Annotated in this window: 17 protein-coding genes and 1 pseudogene; 2 read left to right on the plus strand and 16 right to left on the minus strand. The window is 53.5% G+C overall.

Annotation, left to right across the window (positions count from 1 at the left end; all coding sequences use genetic code 11):
* Positions 1 to 39 precede the first annotated feature (39 nt).
* The 11 genes and pseudogenes from KSX58_RS05335 to KSX58_RS05385 form a co-directional block, all read right to left on the minus strand.
* The gene (locus tag KSX58_RS05335; RefSeq protein ID WP_217736062.1) at positions 40 to 486 is read right to left on the minus strand and encodes a hypothetical protein; all 447 of its coding nucleotides are present in this window, start codon (positions 484 to 486) and stop codon (positions 40 to 42) included.
* Between the two features lie 101 nt (positions 487 to 587).
* On the minus strand, positions 588 to 1,274 hold the full coding sequence (locus tag KSX58_RS05340; protein WP_237976456.1) for a C40 family peptidase: 687 nt from the start codon (positions 1,272 to 1,274) through the stop codon (positions 588 to 590).
* A 65-nt stretch (positions 1,275 to 1,339) separates the two neighbouring features.
* Positions 1,340 to 1,489: a hypothetical protein gene (locus tag KSX58_RS05345; protein ID WP_179141994.1), complete on the minus strand. Its 150-nt coding sequence runs from the start codon at positions 1,487 to 1,489 to the stop codon at positions 1,340 to 1,342.
* 23 nt (positions 1,490 to 1,512) lie between these two features.
* Positions 1,513 to 2,409, minus strand: coding sequence for a hypothetical protein (locus KSX58_RS05350; protein ID WP_217736063.1), 897 nt, complete (start codon positions 2,407 to 2,409; stop codon positions 1,513 to 1,515).
* A 41-nt stretch (positions 2,410 to 2,450) separates the two neighbouring features.
* Positions 2,451 to 2,747, minus strand: a complete 297-nt coding sequence (locus tag KSX58_RS05355) for a hypothetical protein (protein ID WP_217736064.1) — start codon at positions 2,745 to 2,747, stop codon at positions 2,451 to 2,453.
* 17 nt (positions 2,748 to 2,764) lie between these two features.
* Positions 2,765 to 3,256 (minus strand): annotated as a pseudogene (locus tag KSX58_RS05360) (CHAP domain-containing protein); the annotation flags it as partial.
* A gap of 280 nt (positions 3,257 to 3,536) precedes the next feature.
* Positions 3,537 to 3,863 (minus strand): hypothetical protein, encoded by a 327-nt coding sequence (locus KSX58_RS05365; RefSeq protein ID WP_143240639.1) that lies wholly within the window; start codon positions 3,861 to 3,863, stop codon positions 3,537 to 3,539.
* Positions 3,864 to 4,125: 262 nt separating this feature from the next.
* Entirely contained in the window at positions 4,126 to 5,523 is a 1,398-nt protein-coding gene (locus KSX58_RS05370) for a hypothetical protein (protein ID WP_217736066.1), read from the minus strand.
* A 76-nt stretch (positions 5,524 to 5,599) separates the two neighbouring features.
* Positions 5,600 to 6,169 carry a single-stranded DNA-binding protein gene (gene ssb / locus KSX58_RS05375; protein WP_217736067.1) on the minus strand — a complete coding sequence of 190 codons (570 nt, stop codon included), beginning with the start codon at positions 6,167 to 6,169 and terminating at the stop codon, positions 5,600 to 5,602.
* Between the two features lie 140 nt (positions 6,170 to 6,309).
* Entirely contained in the window at positions 6,310 to 11,958 is a 5,649-nt protein-coding gene (locus KSX58_RS05380; RefSeq protein ID WP_217736068.1) for an InlB B-repeat-containing protein, read from the minus strand.
* Between the two features lie 144 nt (positions 11,959 to 12,102).
* Positions 12,103 to 20,193: a hypothetical protein gene (locus KSX58_RS05385; protein WP_217736069.1), complete on the minus strand. Its 8,091-nt coding sequence runs from the start codon at positions 20,191 to 20,193 to the stop codon at positions 12,103 to 12,105.
* 185 nt (positions 20,194 to 20,378) lie between these two features.
* Between KSX58_RS05385 and KSX58_RS05390 the strand changes: the two genes are divergently transcribed.
* Together KSX58_RS05390 and KSX58_RS05395 are read left to right on the plus strand one after the other, a co-directional pair.
* Positions 20,379 to 20,714: a hypothetical protein gene (locus KSX58_RS05390; RefSeq protein ID WP_217736070.1), complete on the plus strand. Its 336-nt coding sequence runs from the start codon at positions 20,379 to 20,381 to the stop codon at positions 20,712 to 20,714.
* A 195-nt stretch (positions 20,715 to 20,909) separates the two neighbouring features.
* Positions 20,910 to 21,923, plus strand: coding sequence for a hypothetical protein (locus KSX58_RS05395; RefSeq protein ID WP_217736071.1), 1,014 nt, complete (start codon positions 20,910 to 20,912; stop codon positions 21,921 to 21,923).
* Positions 21,924 to 21,940: 17 nt separating this feature from the next.
* Here the strand turns inward: KSX58_RS05395 and KSX58_RS05400 are convergent, their stop codons facing one another.
* The 5 genes from KSX58_RS05400 to KSX58_RS05420 all read right to left on the minus strand — a co-directional run bounded on the left by KSX58_RS05400 (position 21,941) and on the right by KSX58_RS05420 (position 26,051).
* Positions 21,941 to 22,792, minus strand: a complete 852-nt coding sequence (locus KSX58_RS05400) for a hypothetical protein (RefSeq protein ID WP_217736072.1) — start codon at positions 22,790 to 22,792, stop codon at positions 21,941 to 21,943.
* A 107-nt stretch (positions 22,793 to 22,899) separates the two neighbouring features.
* The gene (locus KSX58_RS05405; RefSeq protein ID WP_217736073.1) at positions 22,900 to 24,207 is read right to left on the minus strand and encodes a hypothetical protein; all 1,308 of its coding nucleotides are present in this window, start codon (positions 24,205 to 24,207) and stop codon (positions 22,900 to 22,902) included.
* Positions 24,174 to 24,476, minus strand: a complete 303-nt coding sequence (locus KSX58_RS05410; protein ID WP_217736074.1) for a hypothetical protein — start codon at positions 24,474 to 24,476, stop codon at positions 24,174 to 24,176. Before KSX58_RS05410 ends, KSX58_RS05405 begins: the two co-directional genes overlap by 34 nt.
* A gap of 18 nt (positions 24,477 to 24,494) precedes the next feature.
* Positions 24,495 to 25,217, minus strand: a complete 723-nt coding sequence (locus KSX58_RS05415; RefSeq protein WP_217736075.1) for an HNH endonuclease — start codon at positions 25,215 to 25,217, stop codon at positions 24,495 to 24,497.
* A 6-nt stretch (positions 25,218 to 25,223) separates the two neighbouring features.
* Positions 25,224 to 26,051, minus strand: coding sequence for an ADP-ribosylglycohydrolase family protein (locus KSX58_RS05420; protein ID WP_237976436.1), 828 nt, complete (start codon positions 26,049 to 26,051; stop codon positions 25,224 to 25,226).
* Between the last annotated feature and the right edge of the window lie 18 nt (positions 26,052 to 26,069).

The following is a 26,069-nucleotide window of genomic DNA, read 5'->3' on the forward strand; positions in this document are numbered from 1 at the left end:
CACCTGATAAACACAGGTGGGCTAAAAGCTCATAAAAAGTTAATAGACTGCGGCGCTTCCAGCCGCGAGAGCGAGCATGAAGACAATAAGCCACAAGACAACGCTGACGATGACCGATACGAGCGCTCCCATTCCGGCCTGTTTCGCACTCACCGGCTTCTCCGTCTTCCAGATGAGGAATAGGATGAGTCCGACGATAGGGAAGAAGAACCCCAATACCACCCATCCGAACGACCCCGTGTCGGCAGGTTGCGGATTCACATACGGTTGCTGACCATACTGGTATTGTGCATACTGCGGTTGCTGATATTGGGGTTGACCGTATTGAGGGTTCTGCGCATACTGCTGGCCGGTCGCATATGGGTTAGCTTGCGGTTGCGCATACTGCGGCTGTTGGTAGACCTGCTGTCGCGGCTGGTCGTATTGTGCCCGCTGGCTCTGACTGGGATTTGGGTACTGCTGTGGAGGGAAATTAGGGTCGCTCATGTCGGAAAGCCTTTCATTTTTGGAGGGTTTTTGTTTTCCAGCTTAAGGTATTCTTTCGTCGGAACAATAGGAAACCAAAAAATACGATAGGGAGGAATTTTTCAGACGATTCGTCTGATTGCATACCCGCCGTACATGACCATGCTGACCGGTGCGACTCCAGTGCCTTGGCTTGGACTCATGGCGTTCATGACCATGCCGTTGCCAATGTAGATGGCGGCATGCGAACCGTTGGCGAGAATATCACCCGGTTGGGCTTCCGCCAATGATGCGACGGGCGAACCGACGCTCATTTGACTGCCTGACTGGTGGGGGAGACTGACACCGAATTGCGCGAACACGTATTGGACGAATCCGGAACAATCCCAGCCTGATGGCTGGTTGCCGCCGTACACGTATGGGTATCCGCTGAACTGCATAGCATATTCGGCTACGGCCTGTCCGGTTTTGGATGCTGGTGGAGTGATGGCGGTTCGTTCCGCGCTCCTACTGGCCTCCTCCTGTTGGATAGCTTGCGTTTGGGCTTGTCGTACCGCCTGTTCCTGTGCCTGTTTGCGGGTCTCCTCTTCCTGTTGGGCTTTCGCTTCGGCGTCTTTCTCGGCTTGGGATTTCGTCTGCGGGACAATTAGGTTTTCGATACCACCCCAATCGCTGTCCGACTGCACGTCGGTGCTGACGCTTTCGCGGGTCAGGTCTCGGCGCGTGGTCGTGGTAGCGGGGAACGAACGAACGGAGTAGACGGTGTTGTTTGATGGAGGGTATGCCATCGCAGTGGCGGGCAATGCCATCAGACAGTCCGCGCACAGTGAAAGCACGAGCATGAGGGAGTGAATGCTGTTCCTATTGCTCAACTTCAAAGTCCCATGCTCCTTAGCTCAGAGGCCAATCGTTGGGCTTCGGAACGGCTTAAATGCCATTCGCTCCAGAATTCGTCGCCACGGCGGACGAGATAGGTGGGGTCGGCGGGACTGCCCAATTGGGTTACGGTGATGTCGGTTCCCATATTCGGCTCCTTTCTTTTAATTTCTACCGGTATTCCACGAGTCGCAAGGGCACGTAGTTGCGGTAGCTGACTTGGGTTTCGTCCTTCGGGTCGGATAGTCGGCTGATGAGTTCCGCGCATTCCGCGTCCGTATACGTGCCGTCCTTGCTCGCCCCGCCACCCAGATAGGTGCATGCGCCGCGAACGTTACGCTTCCGGTCGATGATGGTGTACATCAATTGTCCTTTCTTGTGGAACGGCCACTGGTGGGTACATATGATGAAACGGCTATCCCAACTGCGGGCGCGAACATCCCACCACATTTTCGCTTCGCTTTCGGGAATGCTGAATCGGACTTGTTTCGCATCCTCGGGCAGTACTTTGATGGTGAGTGGAATTTCAGACAGATAGTGTATTCCGGTGATTTCCGACAAGGCGAACAGAAGTTTCTGCGTGCTCGGCTCGACCTCAAATAGAACGTATTTGTAGTCTTCCGGAATGTCTTCAATCTCATCCCGGAACTGTTGCCATGCCTTGATGGTGTCCTTCGGCCAATCCGGCCAATAATCCTCTCCACTTTCATCGTGGACGAATTTCCTATCAAGTTCCATATTGGCAACAGCTTCGTAGGCTTCCTCATCGAACATGGGCGGCATGTGGCGAACGTCCGTCTCAGCCTTCCCGTCATGCACGCTTACCGTGCAGATTACCGGATGGTCGGAGGATACGGTTCCGTCCCGTTCGAACCAGCGTAGGTTGCCGGGTTCCTTGGACTTGCTCGTCTCCGTGATGGGGTCACTACCTTCGGTACCGTAGGACGCGTAATACCTGTCCTTGCCGGTGAAGATGGTTACGGTGCCACCTTCAAGGCCGACTATCGTCCAATCGATTTTCTCAACGCACAGTTCGCTTATCTCCTGCGCTGCTTTCTTATCCAACATGGTTTGCATCTTTCCCTTCTGGCGGCTTTCTGTGCCGCAAATCATTTCTTCGATGTGCTTTTGCTGTTCTTTCCGTCTTCTTGGAATGGGTCGAAGATTTCATCCCCGCCGGTGTCGAGCCGGTAGGGTGTATCACCTCTGGCTTTCACGAACTCGTCAAACTCATGGCCTGTTATCGCGCCTTGGGGAGTCATTGTGACGACAACGGAACCGTCTGACTGCGGTTTGCCTATGTCCATTTTCATCTTGGATAGCATGTTGTCTTTCCTGATGTATCCGCCGAAGCAGGAACGTCTATAATGCTTCGGGATTAGCGGTTTGAAAGTCGGTTTCACCATTCTTGTGTTCCTTCCGGTCAGTAGTGGATGAATTGCAGTTGGGACACCTGTTCCGCAGTGAAAGTGCGGCTGAACGGTTTGCCATTGTATGCGCTACCGCATTCGGACGTGGTGATTGAACCATCTGCGACAACGTTTTCGACAATCCCCACATGACCATACGTGGGGTCTGAATCGTATTGTCCACGTTGGAAGCAAATCACATCACCGACACGGGGAGTGTTGTCAACCCAATATCCGAGTTTGCGTGCCGTGTTCGCCCAGTCGGCACCATTACCCATGTGGGAGCCAGCGGGCAATCCCAACTGGTGGCGGCGCACGTAAGCCCACCAAGTGCATTGCGAAAACTCGTAGGCGTTGCCTGTGTCTCCGGTCGCATGATTCGGATTGAAACCGTCAGGAGTCTGACCCTCGTCACGACCGTTAATCAACGATTTAACCACCGGATTATCCGCACTGATAGCAGTCAGTTTGCCGGTCACACCATCGGAGTCGGACATGCTCCAACTTCCATCATTGCTCGTAGCCTTATAATCCTTCAACTCTTCACGGGACGCGCTACGGGATGCCGCACTGGTTTCAGTCAACGTGCTTCGAGTAATGGCGGTACTCGTATCAAACGGCTTAGCCTCAGCGTAAGCGCTGGGAGTTGGCTTCAACACAAGCATAGACGTACCGGCGGCGGCGAACATTCCCGCCAACAGGCATATTGCGATGCGACGCTGGAACAGCCTACGGCGACGTTGCATGACTCTAGTTGGAGCCGCTTTATGTGCAGGTGAACCCAATTTAACACTCCGCTTCTTCCTGCGCGGAGAAGAACTGCGGGCCACCAATACACTTGTCGAACTGGTAAGTGTCCGGAGCACCCATCATACGGCGAAGTAGAGGAGCATGCTTGGTCACAATCTTGTTCTTAAACAAGCCGCCGACAGCCTCCCAAGTCACATTGATGGTTCTGCCGGACTCATTCTCCAAAGTAGCTTTCTGAACCTGTTCCTCACGACCGGGCGCGGTATGCTCACCGGCTGGAAGATAGTAGAAGCTTATATGCTGGCCCTTATATATTTCTACAGGATATATCGTGTTTCCCATGAATACTTTTATCGACGCCACTTGTTTTTCCTTTGATGTTGGGGGTTGCTGTTCCAATTCAATGGTACTGGCTTATCCAAGTGGCTGAACAGGAAAGCGCGCCATTCGTAGGCATTTTTCGGTTGGGGGACGGGATTTGGACTGTAATGTTGCACGCGCATTTAGTATCCTCTTATCTGCTTGGATTTTTTATGGACGGGGACTGCCCATATTTCTTTTCTGACATAATCGTTGCTATCGGCGTCAACTAAAGAACCATACATAGAATGTTTCCAATCTTTGATTAAAACTTATGCAAAACATACTCACCCTCAGAACGCCAAACGCAATTATCCGGTTCGTAGCCTTTACGATATGAAATTCTCGTTAACTTTTTATCCTTCGAATACCCATTGGCTAAAGACCATTCCTTAAAAGACGCCCATACAGACCAGTCTTTGCAAACGGGAATAAGTTCCCGTTCCTCATATGATTCAATCCGACGCTGGTGAATCATATCGTCCCAAATCCTATACAACCGATAATATGGAGAGCTTTTAATACTATCCCCGTGTTTTGTCCTAGCCTTGGATATGAGCTGTTTTCTCATGCACCCACAGCTTTTGACACTACCATTCCTTAGATTGGAAACCAGAACATTTTTCTCCCTGCCACACACGCAACGACAAAGATAGACGACATGACCGTACCTGTCTTTCCCATTGGGTCGAAGTACGGTTAAATACCCGATTTTCATTCCGTCGGAAATCTTTGTGATTTTTTTCTTTTCCACGTTGTCGTCCTTTTCTTCTAATAGTTGAGGTGGGTTCTCTAATATATTTGGGGAGAACATTCCTTTTGCTTCTTCTAAAGAAATTCCCTTTATTCTCGCCCAATCATACAATGAAATACGTTTGTCACCATATACGACTCGTATGCTTTTCCTTTTATTATTAGACTGCGTCTTGGCATCCGTCCACCTGCAATTATCCGGTTCATAGTTTCCGTCAACATCTATTCTGTCGAGGGATAATCCAGCGTTCGCTTTCCACCCATTGTCAATAGCCCATTTTTTGAAGATTTCCCATTCCTTCCATTCATCGCAGACCTGAACACCTCTTTTCCCGTAATGAGAATAAGAAACGTTACGGGGATTGCTACAACGGTCAAGCATCAGTTTCCACGAGTGAAAAAGCTTAACATACGGAGAATTTTCAGAAGCGTCACCATGTTTAAGTCGGGTTTCCCGAGTCCTTTGAACTTCAAAACATCCGCAACTTCTAGTGTTCCCCGTAGTTAGAGCATTTCTAACTACTGAGACTGTCTTCCCGCAAGAGCACCGGCATAAGTAGACGGAGTGATGGTTCTTGTTGACACCTTGAAAACTTAATACGGTCAAACGTCCGAATTGTTTTCCGCACAACTCATCCGCTCTCCGGCGTCTCCCCTTAGAAGTGGGCGAAAGCTTGTTACATTTTTCTCGTGGCCGTTCCCCGTAAGGTTTTCCTTTTTTAGAAAGACATCCACAGCTTTTTGTATTGCCTTTTTTCAGATTGCCTAAAGATACAATGACGCTATTGCCGCAATCGCAAGAACATAACCAATAGGAACCTTTTTTAGTATTGGGAACATACTTTTCCGCCGTGAGTTTTCCGAAACGTTGACCGGCAATATCCATTGGTTTGCGACCGGGTTTGCCCATTATTTTATCTCCTATGATTAAGACAAAAAGAACGCGGGGTCTAATACTGGAACGCATGACCCCGCGCTTTTAAATACTAGAATTCCGGCTCGTCGTTCTGCGGTGCCGGTGCCGGATTGCCCATCGGAGCGCCCCACGGGTCGTCGGATGCGGCTGACTGGAAATTGTCGGCACCATAATTGTTCGGATTTTGGAACACTGGCGGATTGTTCGGATTTTGGAACATCTGACCATTGTTCTGCTGGGTGTTGGCACGGTTGCCGCCGTCGTATCCGCCGTTGCGTTTCGGATTCGGCATGACCTGCGCGGTCGCGTGACGGAGTCCGACACCGATGTTGGTGACTGTGAATTCCACCATCGAACGCTTCTGTCCGGTCTGCTGGTCAGTCCAACTGTTCTGCTTCACGTCGGCCAACGCCACCACGTCCATGCCTTTACGGAGTGTGTTCATGATGTTGTTGCCGAGCGTGGTGTCCCATACTTTGCATCGTGCGAAAAGCGTCTGCCCGTCTTTCCACTCGCCGGTCTTCTTATCCTGATAGCGAGTGCCTTCCGCAATGGAGAATTCAACCAGATTGGGGTTGCGCTGGTTGCGTTGCGGGTCGTCGGTGAGTCGGCCTTCGAGGGTTGTGCTTGGGATTGGCATGTGTTAAACCTTCCATTGAATTTGTGAACTATCCCAGTATAGCAGATATTGGTTGGGATGGAACAAGAATTCCCCTTTCCAGATAAAAAGGAAGCTCCTCAATCTAAAAGACCGAGGAGCTTCCTTCTTTAAACTAGACGTTAGTCGTCTCGACTACGTAGCCGGGCGAGCAGTATTCCAATGCCGCCGAGTCCGGCGATGATGGCCGCGATGACCATTCCGTAGATTGGAGCGCCGGTGCTGGCTAGAGGATTCTGGGAGTCAGAATTCTGTTCGCCATTACCAGCCGTTCCATTGGTGGATGCGTCGGCAATCTCCTTGTCCTTGTCGGCGGAGACGCCGTTGGCTTTCTTCCACACGCAGGTCAATGTCAGGTCTTTGACCACGGGCTTGCTCATGTCGTAGACGTTGCCGTCCTTGTCAATGAAACCGTCGAAAACATATCCGTCGCGGGTTGGATTGGATGGAAGTGTCAGCTTCTCACCATCCTTGACCTCATAACGTTCGGTCTTGCCGTCATACAAGGTCACTGTCACGGTATGCTTCTTGACGGTCGGGGGTAGGGTATTGGCTTCCCACATTGCGGTCAAAGTCATATCCTTGGATACCGCAGTGTTGAAATTGTAGTCCTTGCCATCCAACTGCCATCCGACGAACTTGTAACCGTTCAAGATCGGGTCTGCGGGCTTCTTGACCTTTCCTCCCTGTTGGATGGTTTGCAGGTCAATCTTCGAACCGTTGCCGGTATCGAATTTGACGGTGTAGAAGACCGGTTTCGGAGTTTCGTTCTTCTGCCATGTGGCGGTCAGAATGATATCCGTGGTGATTGGGGTGTTCCAGTCGTAGTCCTTGCCGTTCAACTGCCATCCGGTGAAAGTGTATCCGGTACGCTTCGGGTCGGTCGGACGTGCGGCCTTATCACCTTCCTTGACTTTTTGAGATGGGATGTTGGAAGCGCCGCCCGTATTGAACGCGACCGTGAATAGGGTCGGGGATTTCTCTGTCCACGATGCGGTGAGGGTGATGTCGCCGGTGATTGGAGTGTTCCAATCATAGGCTTGTCCGTTCAGCAACCAGCCTTGGAAGTCGTATCCTTCACGGGTTGGGTTTGCGGGTTGGATGGCTTTCTCCCCCTCATCGACGGTCTGCTGTCCGATTTCAGACCCTCCGGTCGTGTCGAATGTGACCGTGTGGCGTTTCGGCTGGGGCTTCTGGTTTTCAACCCATGTGGCCTTCAAGGTGATGTCGGCTGTGACGGGAAGGTTGAAATCGTATGGTTCGCCGTTCAGCGTCCACCCTGAGAACGTGTATCCGTTCTTGGCGGGCGTATCCGGTACCGTGACGGTCTCACCGTCGTTCACGGTCTGCTGTGCGACCGTGTTCCCGCCATTGGTGTAGAAGCTGACCGTATGGGTGACGGGCTTCGGCTCCTCATGCTTCTTCCACGATGCGGTCAGAGTCATGTCGGCTGTGACGGGAGTCTGCCAATCATAGTCCTTGCCGTCCAACAGCCATCCTTGGAAGTCGTATCCGTTTCTGCTCGGGTCTGCCGGACGGATGACGGTCTTGCCTTCAATGATGGTCTGCGGGTCAACCTTGCTTCCCTCACCGGTGTCGAAACGCACGGTGTACGTGTTCGGCTGTGGTATCGGTTTGCGATGGTAGATTGCGGTCAGCGTGATGTCACCGGTGACTGGCTTGTTGAAATCATACTGGTCGTTGTCAAGATACCATCCGTCGAACACATAATCGTTCTTCACTGGGTCTGCCGGGCGGCGGACGGTCAACCCGTCCTGAACCGTCTGCGGGTCGATGCTCGTGCCTCCGTTCGAGTTGAACGTGACGGTGTGCATGACCGGCTTCGGGTCTTCATGCTTCTTCCACTTGGCGCTCACCAGAGTGTCAGAGGTAATCGGCTGTTCGAAATCGAATTCGGAACCGTCGATACCAACCCATCCTTGGAAGTCGTAGCCGTCTCGCACCGGATTTTCCGGCGGGGTGATGGTATCCCCCTCGGACACTGTGCGAGCATCGGACGGACGGCCGTTCTGATAGTCGAACGTGACCGTGTAGGTCTTCGGCTGGGGTTGCTCATTCTTCTGCCAGTGTGCGGTCAGAATGAGGTTGCCCGTGACCGGAGTATCCCAATCGTATGCGGTGTCTCCCGCATACCAGCCGAAGAATGTGTAGCCTTCACGGGTCGGGTCGTCAGGTTTGACGGCGGTCTTGCCTTGTTCGACCGTCTGGGACGCCACCTCACTTCCGTCCGCTGAATCGAATGCCACCGTGTAGGATTCGACTTTTGTCTTCTCCCACTTGGCTTTCAATGTCACATCCTTGGTGACGGGCGTGGTGAAATCATACGGTTTCCCATCCAACAGCCAACCTTTGAACTCGTAACCGGTCTTGGTTGGGGCAGTAGGTTCGGTCGCCGTTCCCTTGTCCTTCACCGTCTGGGAGGGGGCTACGGTTCCTCCATCGGTGTCGAACGTGATGGTGTAGGTCTTCGGCTTGACGGGAGTCCATACGGCTGTCAGAACGAGGTCGGCTTTCACCGGAGCGGTGAAATCGTAGTCAACGCCGTTCAGAGTCCATCCCTTGAACTCGTAGCCTTCACGGGTCGGGTTGTCCGGCTTGGAAACCTTGCCGCCATCCTTGATGGTCTGCGGGTCGATGCTGGTGCCGTCCGCAGTGTCGAAAGTGACCGTATACTTCTTGACCTCGTTGCGCTTCCATTGCGCCGTCAATGTCATGTTGGAGGTGACGGGGTTCAGGAAGTTCCAGTCGGAGTCCTCATACTGCCATCCCATGAACGTGTAGCCTTCACGGGTCGGATTGTCTGGCCGGTCGATGGTGGAGCCTTCCTTGACCTTCTGGTCTGCGATATTGCCATCTCCCCCGTTCAAATCGAACTTCACGGTGTACGTGCTCTTGTTCTTCGTCCAAGAGGCCGTCAACGTCAAGTCCTGCATGACGGGAGTGGTGAAATCATAAGGGTCTCCGCCCAACAGCCAACCGTTGAACTCGTAGCCTTCACGGGTTGGATTGTCCGGTTTGGACACGGGGTCGCCTTCCTTGACGGTTTGGCTATCGACCTTGCTTCCCCTGCCGCTGTCGAATGTGACCGTATGTTTCTTGGCTACCGGAGTGTTCTTAGACCATAGTGCCTTCAATGTGATGCTGGAGGTGACTGGAGTGTTGAATTCATACGGGTCGCCGTCAAGAGTCCAACCTTGGAACGTGTAGCCGTCCAATGTCGGATTGTCCGGCTGGGACGCCGTATCCTTGTATTCCACCTGCTGGGAGTCCACGTCGCTTCCGCCATTGGAGTCGAAGCTGACGGTGTACGCGTTCTTCGTCCAATGGGCTTCCACAGTCAAATCATCCGTAACGGGCGTGGTGAAATCGTACAGGGAGTCTCCGGAATACCATCCGGCGAACGTGTAGCCTTTCTTGGAGGGAACCGTTGGAACGGTGGCCGAGGAACCATCCGCCACGGTTTGGGTGAAATCGTCGCCCGCACCAGTGAAAGTCACCGTATGCGTCTGCACCTGCGCGGTCTTCCAAGACGCGGTCAATGTCATGTCGGCGGTGACAGGAGTGTCGAACGAGTACGTCTTGCCATCCAACAGCCATCCGTCGAAATCGTAACCGTCCAAAGTCGGGTCAACCGGCTTGACGACCTTATCGCCATATGCGATGGTCTGCATAGGATACCAGTCGTCACTGGCTCCGGCGTCGAAATACACTTCGTAAGTGTTTACCGTCCATTTGGCGGTGATTACCGCATCATCATAGACGGGTTGTGTGAAATCGTATGGGACTCCATCCTTGTACCAGCCTTTGAAACGGTAGCCGGTCTTGGACGGATAGTCGTCGGGTGGTGTGATAGTTTCCCCATCCTCGACGGTTTGGGATTCGACAGTGGTTCCTCCATCAGTGTCGAAGACTACCGTATGGCCGTTCTTCGCATGGAACTTGTAGGAGACGGACACTTCCCCGTCACTGCTGGTCAGCGTGTAGGACAGTCCATTGTTCTTGGTGAGGTTCCACCCGTTCGGAATATGGCCGATGGTCACGTTCTTGGTTCCCATCGGTACGGTGAATTCACCACCGGAGACCGGGTCGAAGCCGTTGAGGTAGTCTCCGTTGGGGAGTTTTGCGGTGACGTTCTTCAATTCGGAGGAGGAATACTTGTGCTTCGCATGTTTGAACGTGTAGACGACTTTGATTTTCCCGTCGGGACTGGTCACTGTGTAGGTCATGTCATTGTCGGACGATTCGGTATCCCAACCGTCGGGCACGCCGGTAATCCACACGGTAGCATGCTCGCCAATGGTGTAGGTGCCGGACTCCATCGGCTTGAAGTCCTGAACCACGCCGTCGTCGGTAGAGGCTGACACTTTGGCAAGCTCGTCCACCGAATAGGTTTTCACATGCTTGTTGAAACGGTAGGATACCGAAAGGTCTCCACTGGTCAACGTATACACCTTGTATCCGTCACCGTCGGTTGTGGTCTGAGTCCACCCGGACGGCACGTTGACGATGGCGATTCCTTGACCGTCTTCGTATTCGTAGATACCGGACTGTTTCGGGTTGAATCCGGAAACATAGTTGCCGCCGACGATGGCTTTCACATTCGATAATTCGTCCAGACTTGCCTGACGTTTGGCGATGTTGAACACGTAGGTGACAGAGACGGAATTGTTCGGACTGGATACCACGTAGGTGATGGTGTTGCCGTCAACACTGCGTTGAGTGTTCCAATCGTCGGGTACGTTGGCGATTTCGACGTTCTTGGTGGTTTCAGGGAAACTCCAAGCGCCTCCCCTGTAGTCAAATCCGTCCACCAGTTCCCCGTCAGCGAATGCTCGGACGTATTGGAGCTGGTCGATGTAATAGTAGCCTTCGTAATCCGAAGTCGGATGGAAGATGTAGGTGAACGTATCCCCACAGGGGCCGGTCAGCGTGTATACCCGGTTCAGTTTCCCGGTGGAAGGATTGTTGTAGTCAACTTTCCAACCGTCGGGCACGCCTTCCAAACGCACGTCGGTGTTCATTGGAATAGCGATGGTGTCGGTGTTGGCGAGCGTGTAGTCGAATCCTTTCACCGCACTGCCATCAACAGTCAGATACGCTTTCAGATTCCTCAACGAGTTGATGCTGTCGTGGGGTCGGGTGTCGTCATACATGAACGTGTATTGGACGCTTGGCGTGTCCGAATCCTCTGGATGGGCGGTGTACGTGTAATGGTCGTCTTCGGAATCACCGTCGAGCACCCAGCCGTATGGCACGTTCTCATAGCCTTTCATATCCCCGGCGGTCACATCGTGGATAGTGAATCCTTGGGTAATGTCACCGTCCACAGCCTGACCGTTCAGAGTGATTGTCATGCCATGAAGCTCCTCGACGGTATGAACCGCGTCATCGGCCCCGTCGAACCAGTAATGATAGGTGGTGGAACCGTTGGACAGGATATACATGATGGAATCCCTGTTGGTGATTCCATTGACCCTGCTGCTCCATTGCACCGTCCAATCGTCGGGCACACCGGACAGTTCCACAGTCTGTCCCGTCGCGTCATATACATCTCCGTTTCCGGAGGGGTCGAAGCTCGCTAGCCGTGTACCGTCCAGATAGGCTGTGACACCTTCCGGATAGTCGCTTACGGTACTATTGGCGGACGCGGCATAAGCCTCCGATACGGGTGTCAGCACGACACTCGCGGCCCCCAATAGCGGCATGAGCGTCATCGAACCCGCCACAAGCAGGGCGATAGGTTTACGCATGTCTCCTCTTTCCGTTTTTTCTTTCTATGTTAAAGACCTTCAAAGAAAAGTTTGGGGAGGCGGGGAGTCATGCTCTCCCACCTCCCCAAACTAGGCGGTGTAAGGGAGGAACCCTATCGGCCCCTCCCCTACCGGTTCAGTCCGTCACTTCGTGGAGCCGGACAGATGAGCGCCGTTCGAGAGGGAAGCGATACGACGCTTGCCTTCGGAAACGACCGCCAATCCCAGTCCAAGCACTGCAAGCATTCCGATGAGCGGAATGATGAAGCCGCTTGCGATACCGGTCTTGGCGAGTTCGCCCACGATTACGGTTTCGCCCGGAACGCGGGCCTCACCGTAGTGGACGAGCCGCTTGGTGGACTTCTCCACCAGCTTCTCACGCCAGTAGTAGGTTCCGGCGTCGGACGGGGTGACTTCCGGCGAATCGACCGTGGTCGCGTTCTGCGGGACGTTCACGGCGTCGGTGGTGGCGACCTTCTTGTCGTCCTTCACATCGTTGCCGTTCTGCTTCCACAGCTCGAACACCAGCTCGTAGTCGTCGTTAGGAATCTTGCCTTCGATGAGGGCGGTATCCTTGACCGGCTTGGTGGCGGTGCCGTTGGTCTGGGCCTTGGTCGTGACCTTCACCACGTCGGTGGTTTCACCCGGCGTGCGCGGCTTCTCGGTGTGAACCGGAGTGTCGCACGGATGGTCTTCGTCGGTGTTGCCGGTCGGCGGGACGCACGGCGGAATGTCGGTGTCCTCGACCGGATTGTAGATGCTTTCACGCCAGTAGTAGGTTCCGGTCTCCTTGACCTCGTAGGTCGGGGAGTCGGCTTCCTTCTGACCGGCCTTGAGCATCACCTTGTCGCTGGTGAACACCTTCTCGTCCTTGCTGGAGTCGTCGCCATCGGACTGCTTCCACAGGGTGAAGATGATGTAGGAGCCGTCAACGACGTTGCCTTCAATCTTCGCCTTGTCTTGAAGCTTGGTGCCGGATTCTTCCAGACGGTGGGTGGTGGTGGTCACGTTGACCACGTTGACGGTCTCGTTGCTTACGCGAGGCTTTCCGGTGATGGTCGGGGTCTTCTCGACTTCCACCTTCTTGTCGTGGTCGGCCGAAGTGGTGTGCTTGGTCGGCACGTATACGTGCTCACGCCAGTAGTACACGCCAACCTTGTCAACGGTCACATCCTCCAAGTCCGCGAACGCCTGACCTTCGGAGAGCGTGGTGCGCTTCGTGGTCAGAACCTCCTCATCCTTGCTGGAATCGTCGCCGTCCACCTGACGGTAGAGGGTGGCGTCCGCCTGAGAGCCTTCCGGCACGCGTCCTTGAAGGAGCACGGTGTCGTGGAACTTCTCTCCGACGTGTCCCAGCGGTTTGGTCTTGGTGGTCGCGTCGATAATCTGGACGGTCTCATCGGCCACATGGGCGCGGTCGGTGAAGAAGTCCTCGGACTCCAGATGGCTGGTGTCCTTATCGTTCTGCGGCTTGTTCGGCTGTCCGTCACCGGCGAGGTTCTTCGTCGGACTGGTCAGACTGAACACCCAGTAGTATTCGCCAACCTTGGTCGGAGTGTACTCGGGGCTTTCCACTGTCACCTTGCCGTTCTTCAACGCTTCGGCGGCTTCCTCGGCGGTGATGAGGTGAGCGCCGTCGGACGGGGTCTGATAGCTTGCGACGAGCATGCTGTCGGAGGCTTCGCCGTTATCGGATTGAGGTTCGGCATCGGCGTCAGTATCGTTGGAGCCTTCGCTCTCGCCCTGCTGTTGCTCGGTCTTGTCAATCAGATAATCGTCGTCGTCGGCGGTGTTGGTCTTGTACAGGTTCCAAGAGACCAGAGTGCCTTCAGCCGGATGTCCTGTGATGGTCACGGTGTCCTTGGTGGGCTTGTTGACCTGCTGCGCCACCTGAGCTTCGGAGGAAGCCTTTACGATGCGGAACGATTCACGCGGGTCACGCTGGGTTCCCAGCTTGACGACCTTGTGGTTCGTGCTCGGGTCGCTGATTTCGATGACCCAGTAGTAGTCGCCCACCTCGTTCATCTTGTGTTCGGGGCCGTAGGCTTCGGTCTGTCCGCTGGTCAGATGCACGTAGTCGCCGGTGAAAATCTTCTTATCGGTCTTCACGTCGCCGTCTCCCTGCTTGTACAGGAACCAGCGTGCGTCCAATCCTTCGGTCAAATCGTCGCGGATGTCACCGGACTGCTTCCACTTCACGTTGGTCAGGTCGGCATGGTCTTTGACCACGGTTCCCACGTAACGTTCGGTGGCGATATCGGTCTGCGCTTCGATGGAGCGGAAGGACTCGTTCTTGACCTTGTCCTTGCCGGTGTGCAACGGAGTGTTCTGGTCATCCTTCGGCAGGTTCAGAACCTCAACCCAGTAGTAGTCGATTGCGTCCGGAACCTTGAGGCTCGGGCTGGTCAACTGCTGGTCGATGCTGGACTTGTTGAAGCCCAGTTCCTTGAGGGTGGCGGACTTGGTGGAGGCGACCTTCTTGCCGGTTGCGTAATCATGCATCTCGAAGGTGAGCGTCGCGTTCTCAGGCAGGTGGCCTTCGAGTCGTGCGACATCCTGAACGGTACCGTTCTTGGAAGCCCACTTGTAGGTGCTGGTGGTTACACGGACTGCGTGGAAGGATTCGTCTTTGATGCGCTTGTCGGAGACTGCCGGGTTGATGTTGTCAGGCTGGAAGGCGGTACCGTCCGGCTTGGTGAACACCCACTGCCAGTAGTAGTCGGCGGGGTCGGTCAGATGTACGGAAGCGGAGTCGAGGGTCTTCTGGGCTTCGGTCAGGGCAACCGGGTCAAGGGTCTTGACGACGGTATCCTTGTCCGCAGTCTGATTCTCGGCTTGCTTGTACAGCTTGAACGCGACCTTGTAGTCCTTGAGCATATAACCGGTGATGGTGAGCTTATCGTTCACATCGTTGCCGTTGGTGACATCGACGTAATGCTCGCCTTCGCTGGTGTGGATGTTCGGGGTTCCGGTCACGTTCGTGGTCAGCTTCACGACCTCGAACTTCTCGGATGCGATGTTCTTGCCGTCGAACAGGAGCCAACGGTCGGCGTAGCCGTCTCCATTGCCCTTCTGCTTGGCGGTGGCATTCTGCCAGTAGTCACCGGCTTGGGAGTCATCGGCCTGAGTGGTCGCCTTGGCGGCGGTCATCCACTCCTTGGTGATGACACCGAATGCGGAGTTCATGCTGGTGTCTCCACCAGTGCCCACGCCGTTGCCATCCTTGTGAGGCATTTCCGGAGTGTAAATCTTCACACGCCAGATGTAGGAGCCGACACCCGGATTCTTCACGCTCTTGGAGCGGAAGGTGACACCATTGAGGTGGGCGCCGATGGCCTTGGACGGAATATCCACGCGACCGGTAGTGGCGACCTTTTCGGAGGCAATGCCATTATGGTCGGAATCATCCTGCTTGGTGGCCGCGTCCTTACGAACGTTGCCATCCTTGCTCGTGCGCCACAATTCGGCCTCGTACTGGGAGCCAGCCGGAATGTTGCCCTTCAACGTGATTTCGTCGGACACGTTCATGCTGTCGAGCCACAACGGTTCGGTGCTCTTGGTGTCCATGTGAATCACGTCGAACTCTTCGGATTCGTCGTCGCCGCCATACCAGACAACATCACGATTGTTGTCGGCAGGGTCGGTTCCAGCGCCCGGAGTGGTGGACGGGACGGTAATCTTCACACGGTAGTAGTACTTGTTCGCAGACCAGTCGGACGGAATCGGGAACGTGGAGGATTTGACGTTCTGGTAGTTGTCCAGACCATCGGTACCCACATACGGATGGTTCTTGTCCGGGTCTTCGCTCTTGGCGAGTTCACGAACCTTCGGGAGGTCTTCGGCATTGTACTGCTTGACCATCTTGCCAGCGTTCGCGCCGTCCTTGGCCCAGATTTCAAACTGGACTTTGGCACCGTTCGGTGTTTGAGCGGTCTTGCCGGTGGTGTAGGTGTCTCCGTCGATGGATTCGCCGTCGAACTGCTCATACGAGGTCTGGTGGAGCACGTCGTAGATTTGCGTGGTCTTGTCCTCGTAATTGCCGTTCGCGTCGCTCAGCCACTTCTTGGACACGGTGGTGGAGAACTTCTGCACCGGGGTGCGTTCGTAGCTCTTGTAACCGGTCTTGTGGTCGGAACCCTTTTCACCGTAGATATGCTGGTCGAGCACGCCGCCCTGCGGGGTCTTCAACGTGGCCTTCCAGTAAATCATGCCAGCCTTGGTGGTCTTGAAGCTCGGGTCAGTGACCTTGAAAGTCAGCTTGCCCGGACGGTTGCCTTCCTGACCGGCCTTGATTGCGGTGAACTTGTTGGTGTCGATGGTGACGGTCTTCTCGGCAATCTTGAACAAGCCTTGGTCGCCGTCATCCTCTTCGGCCTGACGATACATTTCCACGGTGACGGTGGAGCCTTGCGGAATACGACCGATGACGCCGGTCGGATTGCTGTTGCCTTCACCTTCGTGAACCTGACCATCAGCGGACTCGGCCTCACTGGTCTCATCGTAAACGGTGATTTCATCGTACAGTTGCTCGCCGGTCGCACCCATCTTCTGCGCGTTGGACGTGACGATACCACCCGGATTCACCTGAACGGTTTCGGACGGCAGACCCAAATCGTGGGAAGCCAACTGCTTGCCTTGCGGAGACCACAGAGTCGCAACCCAGTACACGGAACCGGAGTTATCGGTGTGGGTGGTAGGGCTGGTGACGGTGAACTTCTTGGACGCGGAGGCTTCCGCATCGGAGTCCTTGATGTTCACGCGCACGTTGTCCAACAGCTTAGGAGCATTGGCATCCGGGTCGCCGGATACCGCGTCGTAAGCGGTGAACGTGACGTAGGAACCTTTGAGCACCTTACCGGAGATGGTCGCCTTATCAGCGAACTCCTCGCTCGGCTTGACCTTGCCCTTGGTCACTTGGGTGGTGATGGTCGGAGGACGAACCGTGACGGTTTCTTCCGGAAGTCCAAGGTCGTGGGTGGCAAGCTGGCGTCCCTGCTTGTCGTACAGGGTTGCCTTCCAATACACGTTTCCACCGTTCATGGTGTTGACGGTCTTGGACTTGACGGTCACGGTCTTGTCCTGAGCGGAGTCCTTCGCCTGAGCGACGGTGATGTTGACCTTCTGGTCTTTCAGCAGAAGGCTGGCGTTGGTATCGGGCTTCTCACCGACCGCATCGTAGGCGCGGAACACCACGAAGTCACCCGCGTGGACAACACCCTTGATTTCAGCGGAATCGTAGAAGTCCTCTCCGACACCGACGCTCGTGGAGGACACGTGCGTGGTGATGGTCGGATACTTGACCTGAACGGTTTCACCGCCAACACCCAAATCATGGGTGGCGAGCACAGTGCCGTTGGCACGGTGCAGGGTGGCCTTCCAATACACGTTTCCGCCTTCGGTGGCGTGGGTCTTCGGGCTGGTGACGTTGATGGCCTGTCCGTTCTGGCTTGCGGTGACATCCTTGACCGGAATGTTCACACGCTCGGAGTCGAGCAGTTTCGCACCTTGGGCGTTCGGAGCGCCGTCAACCGGAGCGTAGGCGTCGAAGGTGACATAATCGCCGGACTCGACCTCGCCGTTGATGGTGGCGGTATCGGTGAACTCCTCGTTGATGGAAACCTGTTCCTTGCTGACCTTGGTGGTGATGGACGGGTTCTTGATAAGAACGCTTTCGCCGGTGGCACCCAGCTCGTGGGTGGCGAGTTCCATTCCGCCCTTGTTGTAGAGCGTCGCCTTCCAGTAGACGATACCGGCCTTGGTGGCGGTCACGTCCGGGGAATCAACAGTGAAGCTCTTACCGGCGCCGGAAGATGCAATCTTGTCGGCTGGAATGTCCACACGCTTGTTGTCAAGCAGTTTCGCGGCATTCGTATCCGGCTTGCCGGAAACCGCGTCATAGGCGGTGAATGTCAGATACGCGCCAGCATCAATCTTGTTGTTGATGACGGCGGTGTCGTGGAACGGACGACCGACATAGGTCTGCTGTGCGCTGGTCTTGGTGGTGAGGGACGGGCCTACCACTTCGATGGTCTCGTTCTCCAAGCCGATGGCGTGACCCGCGAGAGCCTTTCCTTTAACATTGTAGAGTTTCGCAACCCAGTAGACCTTACCAATCTTGTTGGTGCTGATTTCCGGGGACTTAACCTCGAACTGGGTGGTGTCGGAATGGTCTGCTTGGTCGTTGGTGACGTTCACGCGAGTGTTGTCCAACAGCTTGTTGGTGGACACGTCCGGCTCGCCGGACACGGCGTCATACGCGGTGAAGGTGACATAGGAGCCACGCGGAACCAGACCGGAGATGGTCGCGGTATCGTAGAACTTCTCACCTTGGGTGACGGTGGTCTTGTTCACGTTGGTGGTCAATGTGACGGGTTGCGCGTCCTGAGTGACAAAGGAACGTTCCCACGGATTGTTGTACGCGCTCTTGAATCCTTCCGCACGGTCGGAGCCGGGGAAGTCGTAGATGAACACGTAGTAGCCGCAATGGGCCTTATCCGTGACCTTGATGTTCACATCGGTGGCAACGGTCTTGGCGTCGCTACCATCGCTCGGATAGAGAACGATTTTACCGCCGCCGACCTTGTACTTGCCGTTCATGGCCGGAACCTCCCATTCGCCAACCAGCTTGTGGTTGGCATCCTGAGTAGGCTCCTCTTCGGTGGTCGGAACGTACTTCTCATCCTCATCCTTGTTGCCGGTTCCGGAGCCAGCCCACCAGACACGAATCTTGGCCTTCGCATCAGCACCGAAACCATAGTTCGTATTACCGGTGAACTTACCGTAATCGGACGGCAGACGGCTGATGTTGATTTCATCAAGGATGTCCTTGTTCATACCGGACTCCTGCTCCAACACGGTGGAGTCGTGGTTCGGCGGCAGAACACTCACGGACGTTTCCTGAGCCTTGCCGAACTCATCGATGTAATCGCCTTTGATGTAATCCTGCTGGGACTGGTCTGCCTTGACTTCAACCCAAACCCATGTTCCGAACAGTCCGGCATCCTCATCGGACACCTGATAATCGTCCAAACCGTTCACACTGTCATAGTCGATGCCACCGGTAGCGGCCTTCGCCTTGACGGTGTTAGTCTGACCGCTCTTGGTGAAGCTGGTGGTCGCGGCGGCAACCTGACGGATGCCATCGGTTTCACGCAGACGCTTCAAATAGTTGGTCGGACTCTCACCATTGTTCTTCTTGATGACTTGAAGAATATACTTGGAGTCACCGACGAAATAGTAGCCCTTGAATTTGACGGGCACGTTGTCCGCCCACTCGTCGTCGGAGGAAGCGACACCGGAGGTCACACGGTCTTCGACCGGGGAGCCACGGGTCAACTGTTTCTTACTGACTCTGGTACTGACGGTCGGCTGAAAATCACGCGACACAGAGAACTGAACATCAGCAGTCTGATTCTCAGGGTCGGAAGGCCGCATCATATCCTGACCGGGGGAATTTAGAACGGCGGCAGTAGGAACACTAATCGAAACACGGTATGTTACTTTTCCGTTGCCGGTTGCCGTCCACGGAATATGCATTGCCTGACCGGTGGTCATACCACTGATTGTATTGGTTCCGGTCTGGTCGAATTTCGCCGGACCGTTCAACGTCGCAGTGTACTGAATACCAGCAATGTACTGTCCGCTAGAGTTCTTAACGCCGGGGTCAACAGTTCCGGTACGCTTGCCAGAGGTATAGGCATAGGCGGCATTAAGGTTAGCGGGAAGAGTGTTATATGCATCATTCCAAAGATTCGCCGCATTGGAAGCGACGGCATTGATATCCGCACCTTCCAAACCAGCCGCTACCAGCTGACGGAAATGGCTACTGCCTTGGTCAAGATGCTCATGAATCGCATAAGCAACCGAAGCCTGAGTGAAATCACTGCTATCACCCTTATGCTTCTCAACCAGCCACGCACCAACCTTATGGTTCACATCCGTAGCCTTATTCCAAGTACCGGCATTGGTAACAGGTTCACCGGCCTCAACGCAATACACCGGATTACCGTTCTCATAACGTTGCGGACCAAGAGAACTACCGTGAGTACCAACCCACCAACTCCCGGAACGCGTCGCATTGAACCAGTAGCCGGGGCCGTTAGGCGTGGCGGCAAGCGCACTACCGGTCGTTATCGCTCCAGAAGCCAAGGTAGCCGTCGCCGCAACCAGTGCGACAGCGGCCTTCCCCACCCGTTTAAGAATGGAGTCCTTGACTTTCCGGAGAGTCTTACTCAATGGATTAACCATAGATACTCCTCTAGAGGTTTGTCATCATCATCTTTTATATATATCAGACTTGTCACAGTCAACCTTTTGAAAAAAGGAATTTTCTTACAATGAAAAGACGCTTTTGAAGCTGTTCTTGAATTTGTGGACAGTCCCACTATCATTGGACTGTAACCTATCGGAAGGAGACGCCGTTGTCGAGGACATTCAAGGACAAGCCGTATTCCGTCATCGAGGAGAACGCACGCTCATGCGGTTTCTCCCACACCCGCACTTTCGGCTGGGGATATTCCTTCGAGGAAATCGACTTGAAAGGCTACGCGTATTCGAGAAAAAGGAATCCGCATGTTCCCGCACGCCGATGGTGCGATTGGCGTTGGATTGAGGACGACTGGCACACGGATTACGGGAGTGAGACGGAGATTCGAGACGCGCTGCGTGCCGCCGTAGTCACATACAACGGTGGCGGAATGGATGAGGATTGGGACGAGCCTGTCGTCTATCAGCGTCGTAGGCGTTGGTATTGCTGAATTTTCATATTTTTCCTGCATTCGCTGCCTTGCTTAAATATTGCAACACACCCAACCTTGTGCTATAGTGGGTTTGTCCACATCAAAGAGTAGGGTTCGCCTACCCCACATGGGAAAATGAGATTGGAAGACTGCCGTTTACTACTTCCTTCTACTAAACCGAGCACAGAAAAAAATAAAGGAGCAACCGACACAATGGAAAAGAGCGAAGACCTTGAGGAGACCCAGACCATCTCCCCACTTGACTTGAATGAGGAAAACGAGAACAAGAAGAAAAAGCCAAGCAAAAAGACAGTCATCATTGCCAGCACCATCGCAGCAATCGTAGTCCTCGCTGGTGTTGGTGGCTACGCGTATGCGTCGAACAGTGCGTATGGTTCCTACGAGTCTCGGGTTGAGTTGGCCAAGGAGTCTGATTCGAAGCTTGTGAAGAAGATTGCGGAAGCGCAATCCCTTGTCAAGGCCACGAAGGAGTCGGACGTGCTCGACAAGGCCGTGTTGGACTCGTTGAGCAAGAGCGTCAAGACCAGTGAAACCCGGAAGGGCATTCCGGATATCGGAAACGTCGGCAGGTGGAATCTGTGGAGCGTATCCAAGGCCAACGCCAGCGTCTCCAATGATATGACCGAAGCCAACGATTCCATCAACGCCATCGGCAAGGCCATGGGCAAGGTGGAGGCGTCCAAGACCGCCAAGCAGGTCAAGGATGCGAAGGACACGCTCAACAAGGCCATCAGTGATGCGGAAACCCTGTACAAGGATTCCGAAGGCAAGGTGCAGGACAACAAGACCCGTGAAAGCTTGAAAACCGCCATCGACACGGCAAAGAAAACCGTTGACGACAAGAAGTCTGACGTGAAAACCCTGAACGCGCAGAAAGACGCCGTGTCTAAGGCTGTCAAAAGCGTAAACGACTCCAAGACGGCGAAGGAACAAGCCGACGCGGAAGCCGAAGCCGAGGAAGCCGCACGCCAAGCCGCACAACAGCAGTCGCAAGTCCAGACTCAAACCTACTCGAACACGAACTACAGTCGTGCGAACAGTGGCACCAGCACCTACAGTGCTCCGACGCAACATGCCCAGACCCAACAGTCTGCGCCACAGCAAAGCCAGAACCAGAATAATAGTTCCTCTAATTCTGGATACACCAAGTTCTGCGCGACAGGCGATTCTCAGGGCAACAGCACATATTACACCCCCTGCAACTAGAAGTTAAGGATACAGGTCTAACTGAATTCACGAACATTATTTACGGTATTTTCTGAGACGATGGCGAGCACTTCATGCTCACCATCGTCCGCGTAAGCCGCAAGTATTTTCTCAGGTTCTAGCACTGTCTTCCAGATAGTGCCCTGCCTACCGAATCTGCCCGCGAACTTTTCCGCGACTTCAAGACTGCTCGTCCAGCTTAACCCCATGTGTACGCTTTTATCGATTTCACCACGATATACGGTAATTGGTTTCTTAATGACCATTTCCAAGGGTTCCTCACCATCAGTGCAAGGGGTTGTCTGCTTCAACAGTTCGACAAGGTTTTCGTCAAACTGTTGGCTGGGGTATTCTTCATTCTTGCGAACAGTCAACACGATTCGGCGTTGGAACTGCCTATCTCCCAGTTCTTCCCAAGGCATGAGACTGTAAACCAACTCAGCCAACGCAGTAGGTGCGAGAGCCGTAGCGTGTTCTATCTGCTGTTTCGCTTCGTTGATTTCCCCTTGTTGAATCAGTGAAGCGATGGAAGGCGTATTCTCCAAACGTTCGACCTGTTGCCCTATCAGATTGACGAACATACCGTCACTATCATCCTCCGAAAGCGAAGCGAAAACCAGTGGTTGCGCGCTGACCGTTTCGCCGGTATCAACGTTAAGCAATACGAGTCCGTCCATTCCCGTGGACAAGTATAGGTAGGGTCGAACTTGAGGATGGTCATTGAGAATCTGTTGAATGTTCTCCCACGTGAGGGGCATACTGAATCTGCTACGGAGGTTGTTGACGGTGTTCCAGTCGCTTTCAATGGCCGTGTCAGCCTTGACCAGTCCATGTTCTGCAAGCGTATGAGTGAGGTTTTGTGACGACATTGGTCTTCTCCTTTTTTGTGTGAACGATTCCAGTATATATGTGTTGGAGACGAAGAGAGGGAGAGCGTGTCGTGCGCTCTCCCTCTCGAATGTTTTAATCGAAAAAGTCAGTGCTTCAATTGGCGTTTGAACGTGTTAAGCCAATCCAATGGAATGTTCTGTACCGAGTCCAAGCCGACAGCGTTCACGCGTCGAACCAGCTCCTCCGGCGTCACGCAAGGAATATTCCCCGGCCACGTGACACCATTCACATCCGGCACACCCTTATCGGAGGTTGGCACCATGCAGACAAGCCATTCCACTTCAACCGGCTTGCCGTGGAACATGAAATCCCACATGTCCTTCTGCCAGTTCATGTTCGCGGAAAGTTTCAAATCCGGACGACCATCCACACCGGTTTCGAACGCACGCTGACTGACGCTAATTCTCAACAGTTGGTCTGAGGTGAGGTTACGGTAGGCAGTGTCCGCATTGCCTTTATAGTTCTTCGCATCCACGAACCACAAGCACGTTTTGCCTTGCTTGTCCTGTCCGGCAATCACGCAGTCGATATCCGCGTCAGTGAACTGGTGTTGCTCGTTCAGACCGTGCAACGACCAGAAGGACACCACGTTGGGACAGTTGCCGGTAATCATGTTGGCGAGGATTTGTTCACCTTTCTGGCCGGATTGAATCTCATTGGTGGTGAAGTTCGACTGTGATAAGCCGCCGCCCGGATTGCCGTAGAGGCGATATTGGCTTCTGGCCTGTTGGATGTTGGCTGGGTTCATGGTGTTCCATAAGGGGTCTGGTTGACCACCGCAGTCCTCGTTCACTAGCTTGTAACCGTGATAATTTGGTTGGCCGGGTTCGGCTTTGAGCAGATTGAAGACTACGCCTATCTGGTCGATGGTCTGATTGAGAGCCTGTTCAACTTCCTTCGCCTCATTCTGCTGACTCTGGCTCCTGTACTCCTCGCCTTCTTTTTCGGATACCGGCTGATAAAGACCATATGCGGCACACATGCAAAAAACACCAATGAGTATACGAGGAATGGCGATAAACGCGTTGATTAGGGGAACTTGCGAATGCGGATACCCGTACACGTATTTTCCGGTGAGTGACATGAACATGTCACTCAAACCACCGAGACCATTCTTCAATCCGTAAAAGAATGCGATACCACACACAGCACCTAATACGTTGACCATGGCGGTGGACTTTTTTGAGGTTTTAAACTGAGTGGAGAACAGGAACCATCCTCCCACGCCGCATACGAGTAGTAGCAACCATTGCAGGATGGATGATGGGACGAGTATTAATAGTAGGTATTTCAAAATTAGGTTTCCTTTCGGAGTGTGTTTCTTTTTAGCTAAAACATACTCCGAAAGGGTGCAAAAACCTATTTGTGGATTCGTTGGATGTTTAATATCCAATACTGTTTGTGCGGTTCGGCTCCCCATTCGGTACGTCCCTCTCCTTTAGAGAGCGTGCAGATGGCGGTGAAGCTCGGACTTGTATGGGAGTATCCGTTGCGGAATAGTATTGGCCGCTCGTCCAATCCTGTTGGATTATTCGACTCGTCCATGTCGAACAGTCGGCGGAAACGGGAATCGTAGTAGGGTTTGACTTCTCGGTATTCTTCCGTCTTCTCACCGGAAAGAATCATATCGTACCATTTTCTTGTGATGGGGAGAGTCAACATTCTCCGGGTTCCTTCCTCTTATCGGCCACCTTTACGTCCGTTGCATTTCGAGCAGAGAACTTGCAGATTAGATTCGACTGTCTTGCCACCTTTGATGACGGGGATGATGTGGTCGATGTGCAGTCCGACACCGTCTGGCATGTATTTGCCGCAGTTTTGGCAAGTGTAGTTGTCTCGTTCAGCTATCTTTTTTCGCAGTTTCGGCGTCATTAGCCGTCGTTGCTGTTTGCAATTCCAATCTTTCAAAGTGGCCTCGAAATTGGTTTTCTCTAACTGACGGCAACGGTCGAGCAACCATTCCAAGCTCACCTGAATCTGCTGGTCAACGAATGTCACTGTATAAGGTGTGCGAATATAATTCGCTTGATTATAACGAGTTCTATTTCTGCACGTAGAAAATGTATACGCATGGTCTTCATCTAAAATAGACTCGTATTGTTCCCGTCTTTTTTGCCGAAGCCATTTAAAATGTATACTCTCAATTTCTGCTTTCGTCTGTTTTTCCCAAGTGTCTAATTGTCGGGCGTAATCATCCAAAAGGGAACGGTTGCGTTCATCTAAAAGGAACGTATCAATTAAGTTGATAAGGTCAACGTTCCTTTTACCGGAAACATCAAATGAGTATCGAAAATAGGGGAAACGATATGGATTAGACAGCTTGACGGCCCAAGCCGACAACAGTGTGATTATTACGCCTATGACGATTATCCCAAAAATCAAATAGAAAAACGATGACAACATCCGCTTTTAGTTTCTTCCTTGAATCGACTCACATATGTACATGTTTATGAGTTCCCGTCCTCGCATTTTTTCAATCCACTTTGTAGGAATGGAGTCGAACCCGTAGACGGCTCCGGCTAACGCTCCCGCGACACTGGCTGTGGTGTCCGTGTCCTCTCCGAGGTTTACTGCGGTGAGTACGCAATCCTGATAATTGTCGGTGTTGGTTAGGCACCAGAGTGCCGCGTTCAATGTGTGGAGTACGAATCCGTCCGATTCTACTTTCGTTCTGGGAATGGTCGGGTCGAACGGGAATCCTGAATCCGTTATCGCCTTATGTGAAGGAACGCAGTTTAACAGTCCTTCGAGGATTCGCACGTATTGTACGCACGCCGTCATACTGATTTCATGAGCGTGGGTGATGGCGCTGACCTGTTTGATTTCCACGTCTGGCAAATTGTAGAAGGCGCATGGTGCGACCCGCATTAGCGAACCATTGCCGTTATCGTTCAAACCATCGCAACCATGCCTTGACCTGATGGCTGTGGCTACTGTGATACCGGAATCATACGTGTTCCCGTCCGGCGTGTACATTCCGTGTTCCAACCACATTCGGTAACGCATGAGCATGTCGGCAGTGTTGACTTCACCATGGCATTCGGTAAGCGAGTCCAAGGTTGCTAGACTCAACGCGGTGTCATCGCTCCATGTTCCTGCTGGCTGGTTATGCTCGCCATGACCAATCATTCCAGTGCAGTTGAATGTGTCTCTCTGTTGAAACTCGTATGGGACTCCCAACGCGTCACCGATGGCGAGACCGTACATGACGGATTTCAGTTTTTCAACTTCGACCAATGTACCGGTATGAGTTGA

It is taken from the genome of Bifidobacterium sp. MSK.17.10, from assembly GCF_019129655.1.
Taxonomy (GTDB): domain Bacteria; phylum Actinomycetota; class Actinomycetes; order Actinomycetales; family Bifidobacteriaceae; genus Bifidobacterium; species Bifidobacterium adolescentis.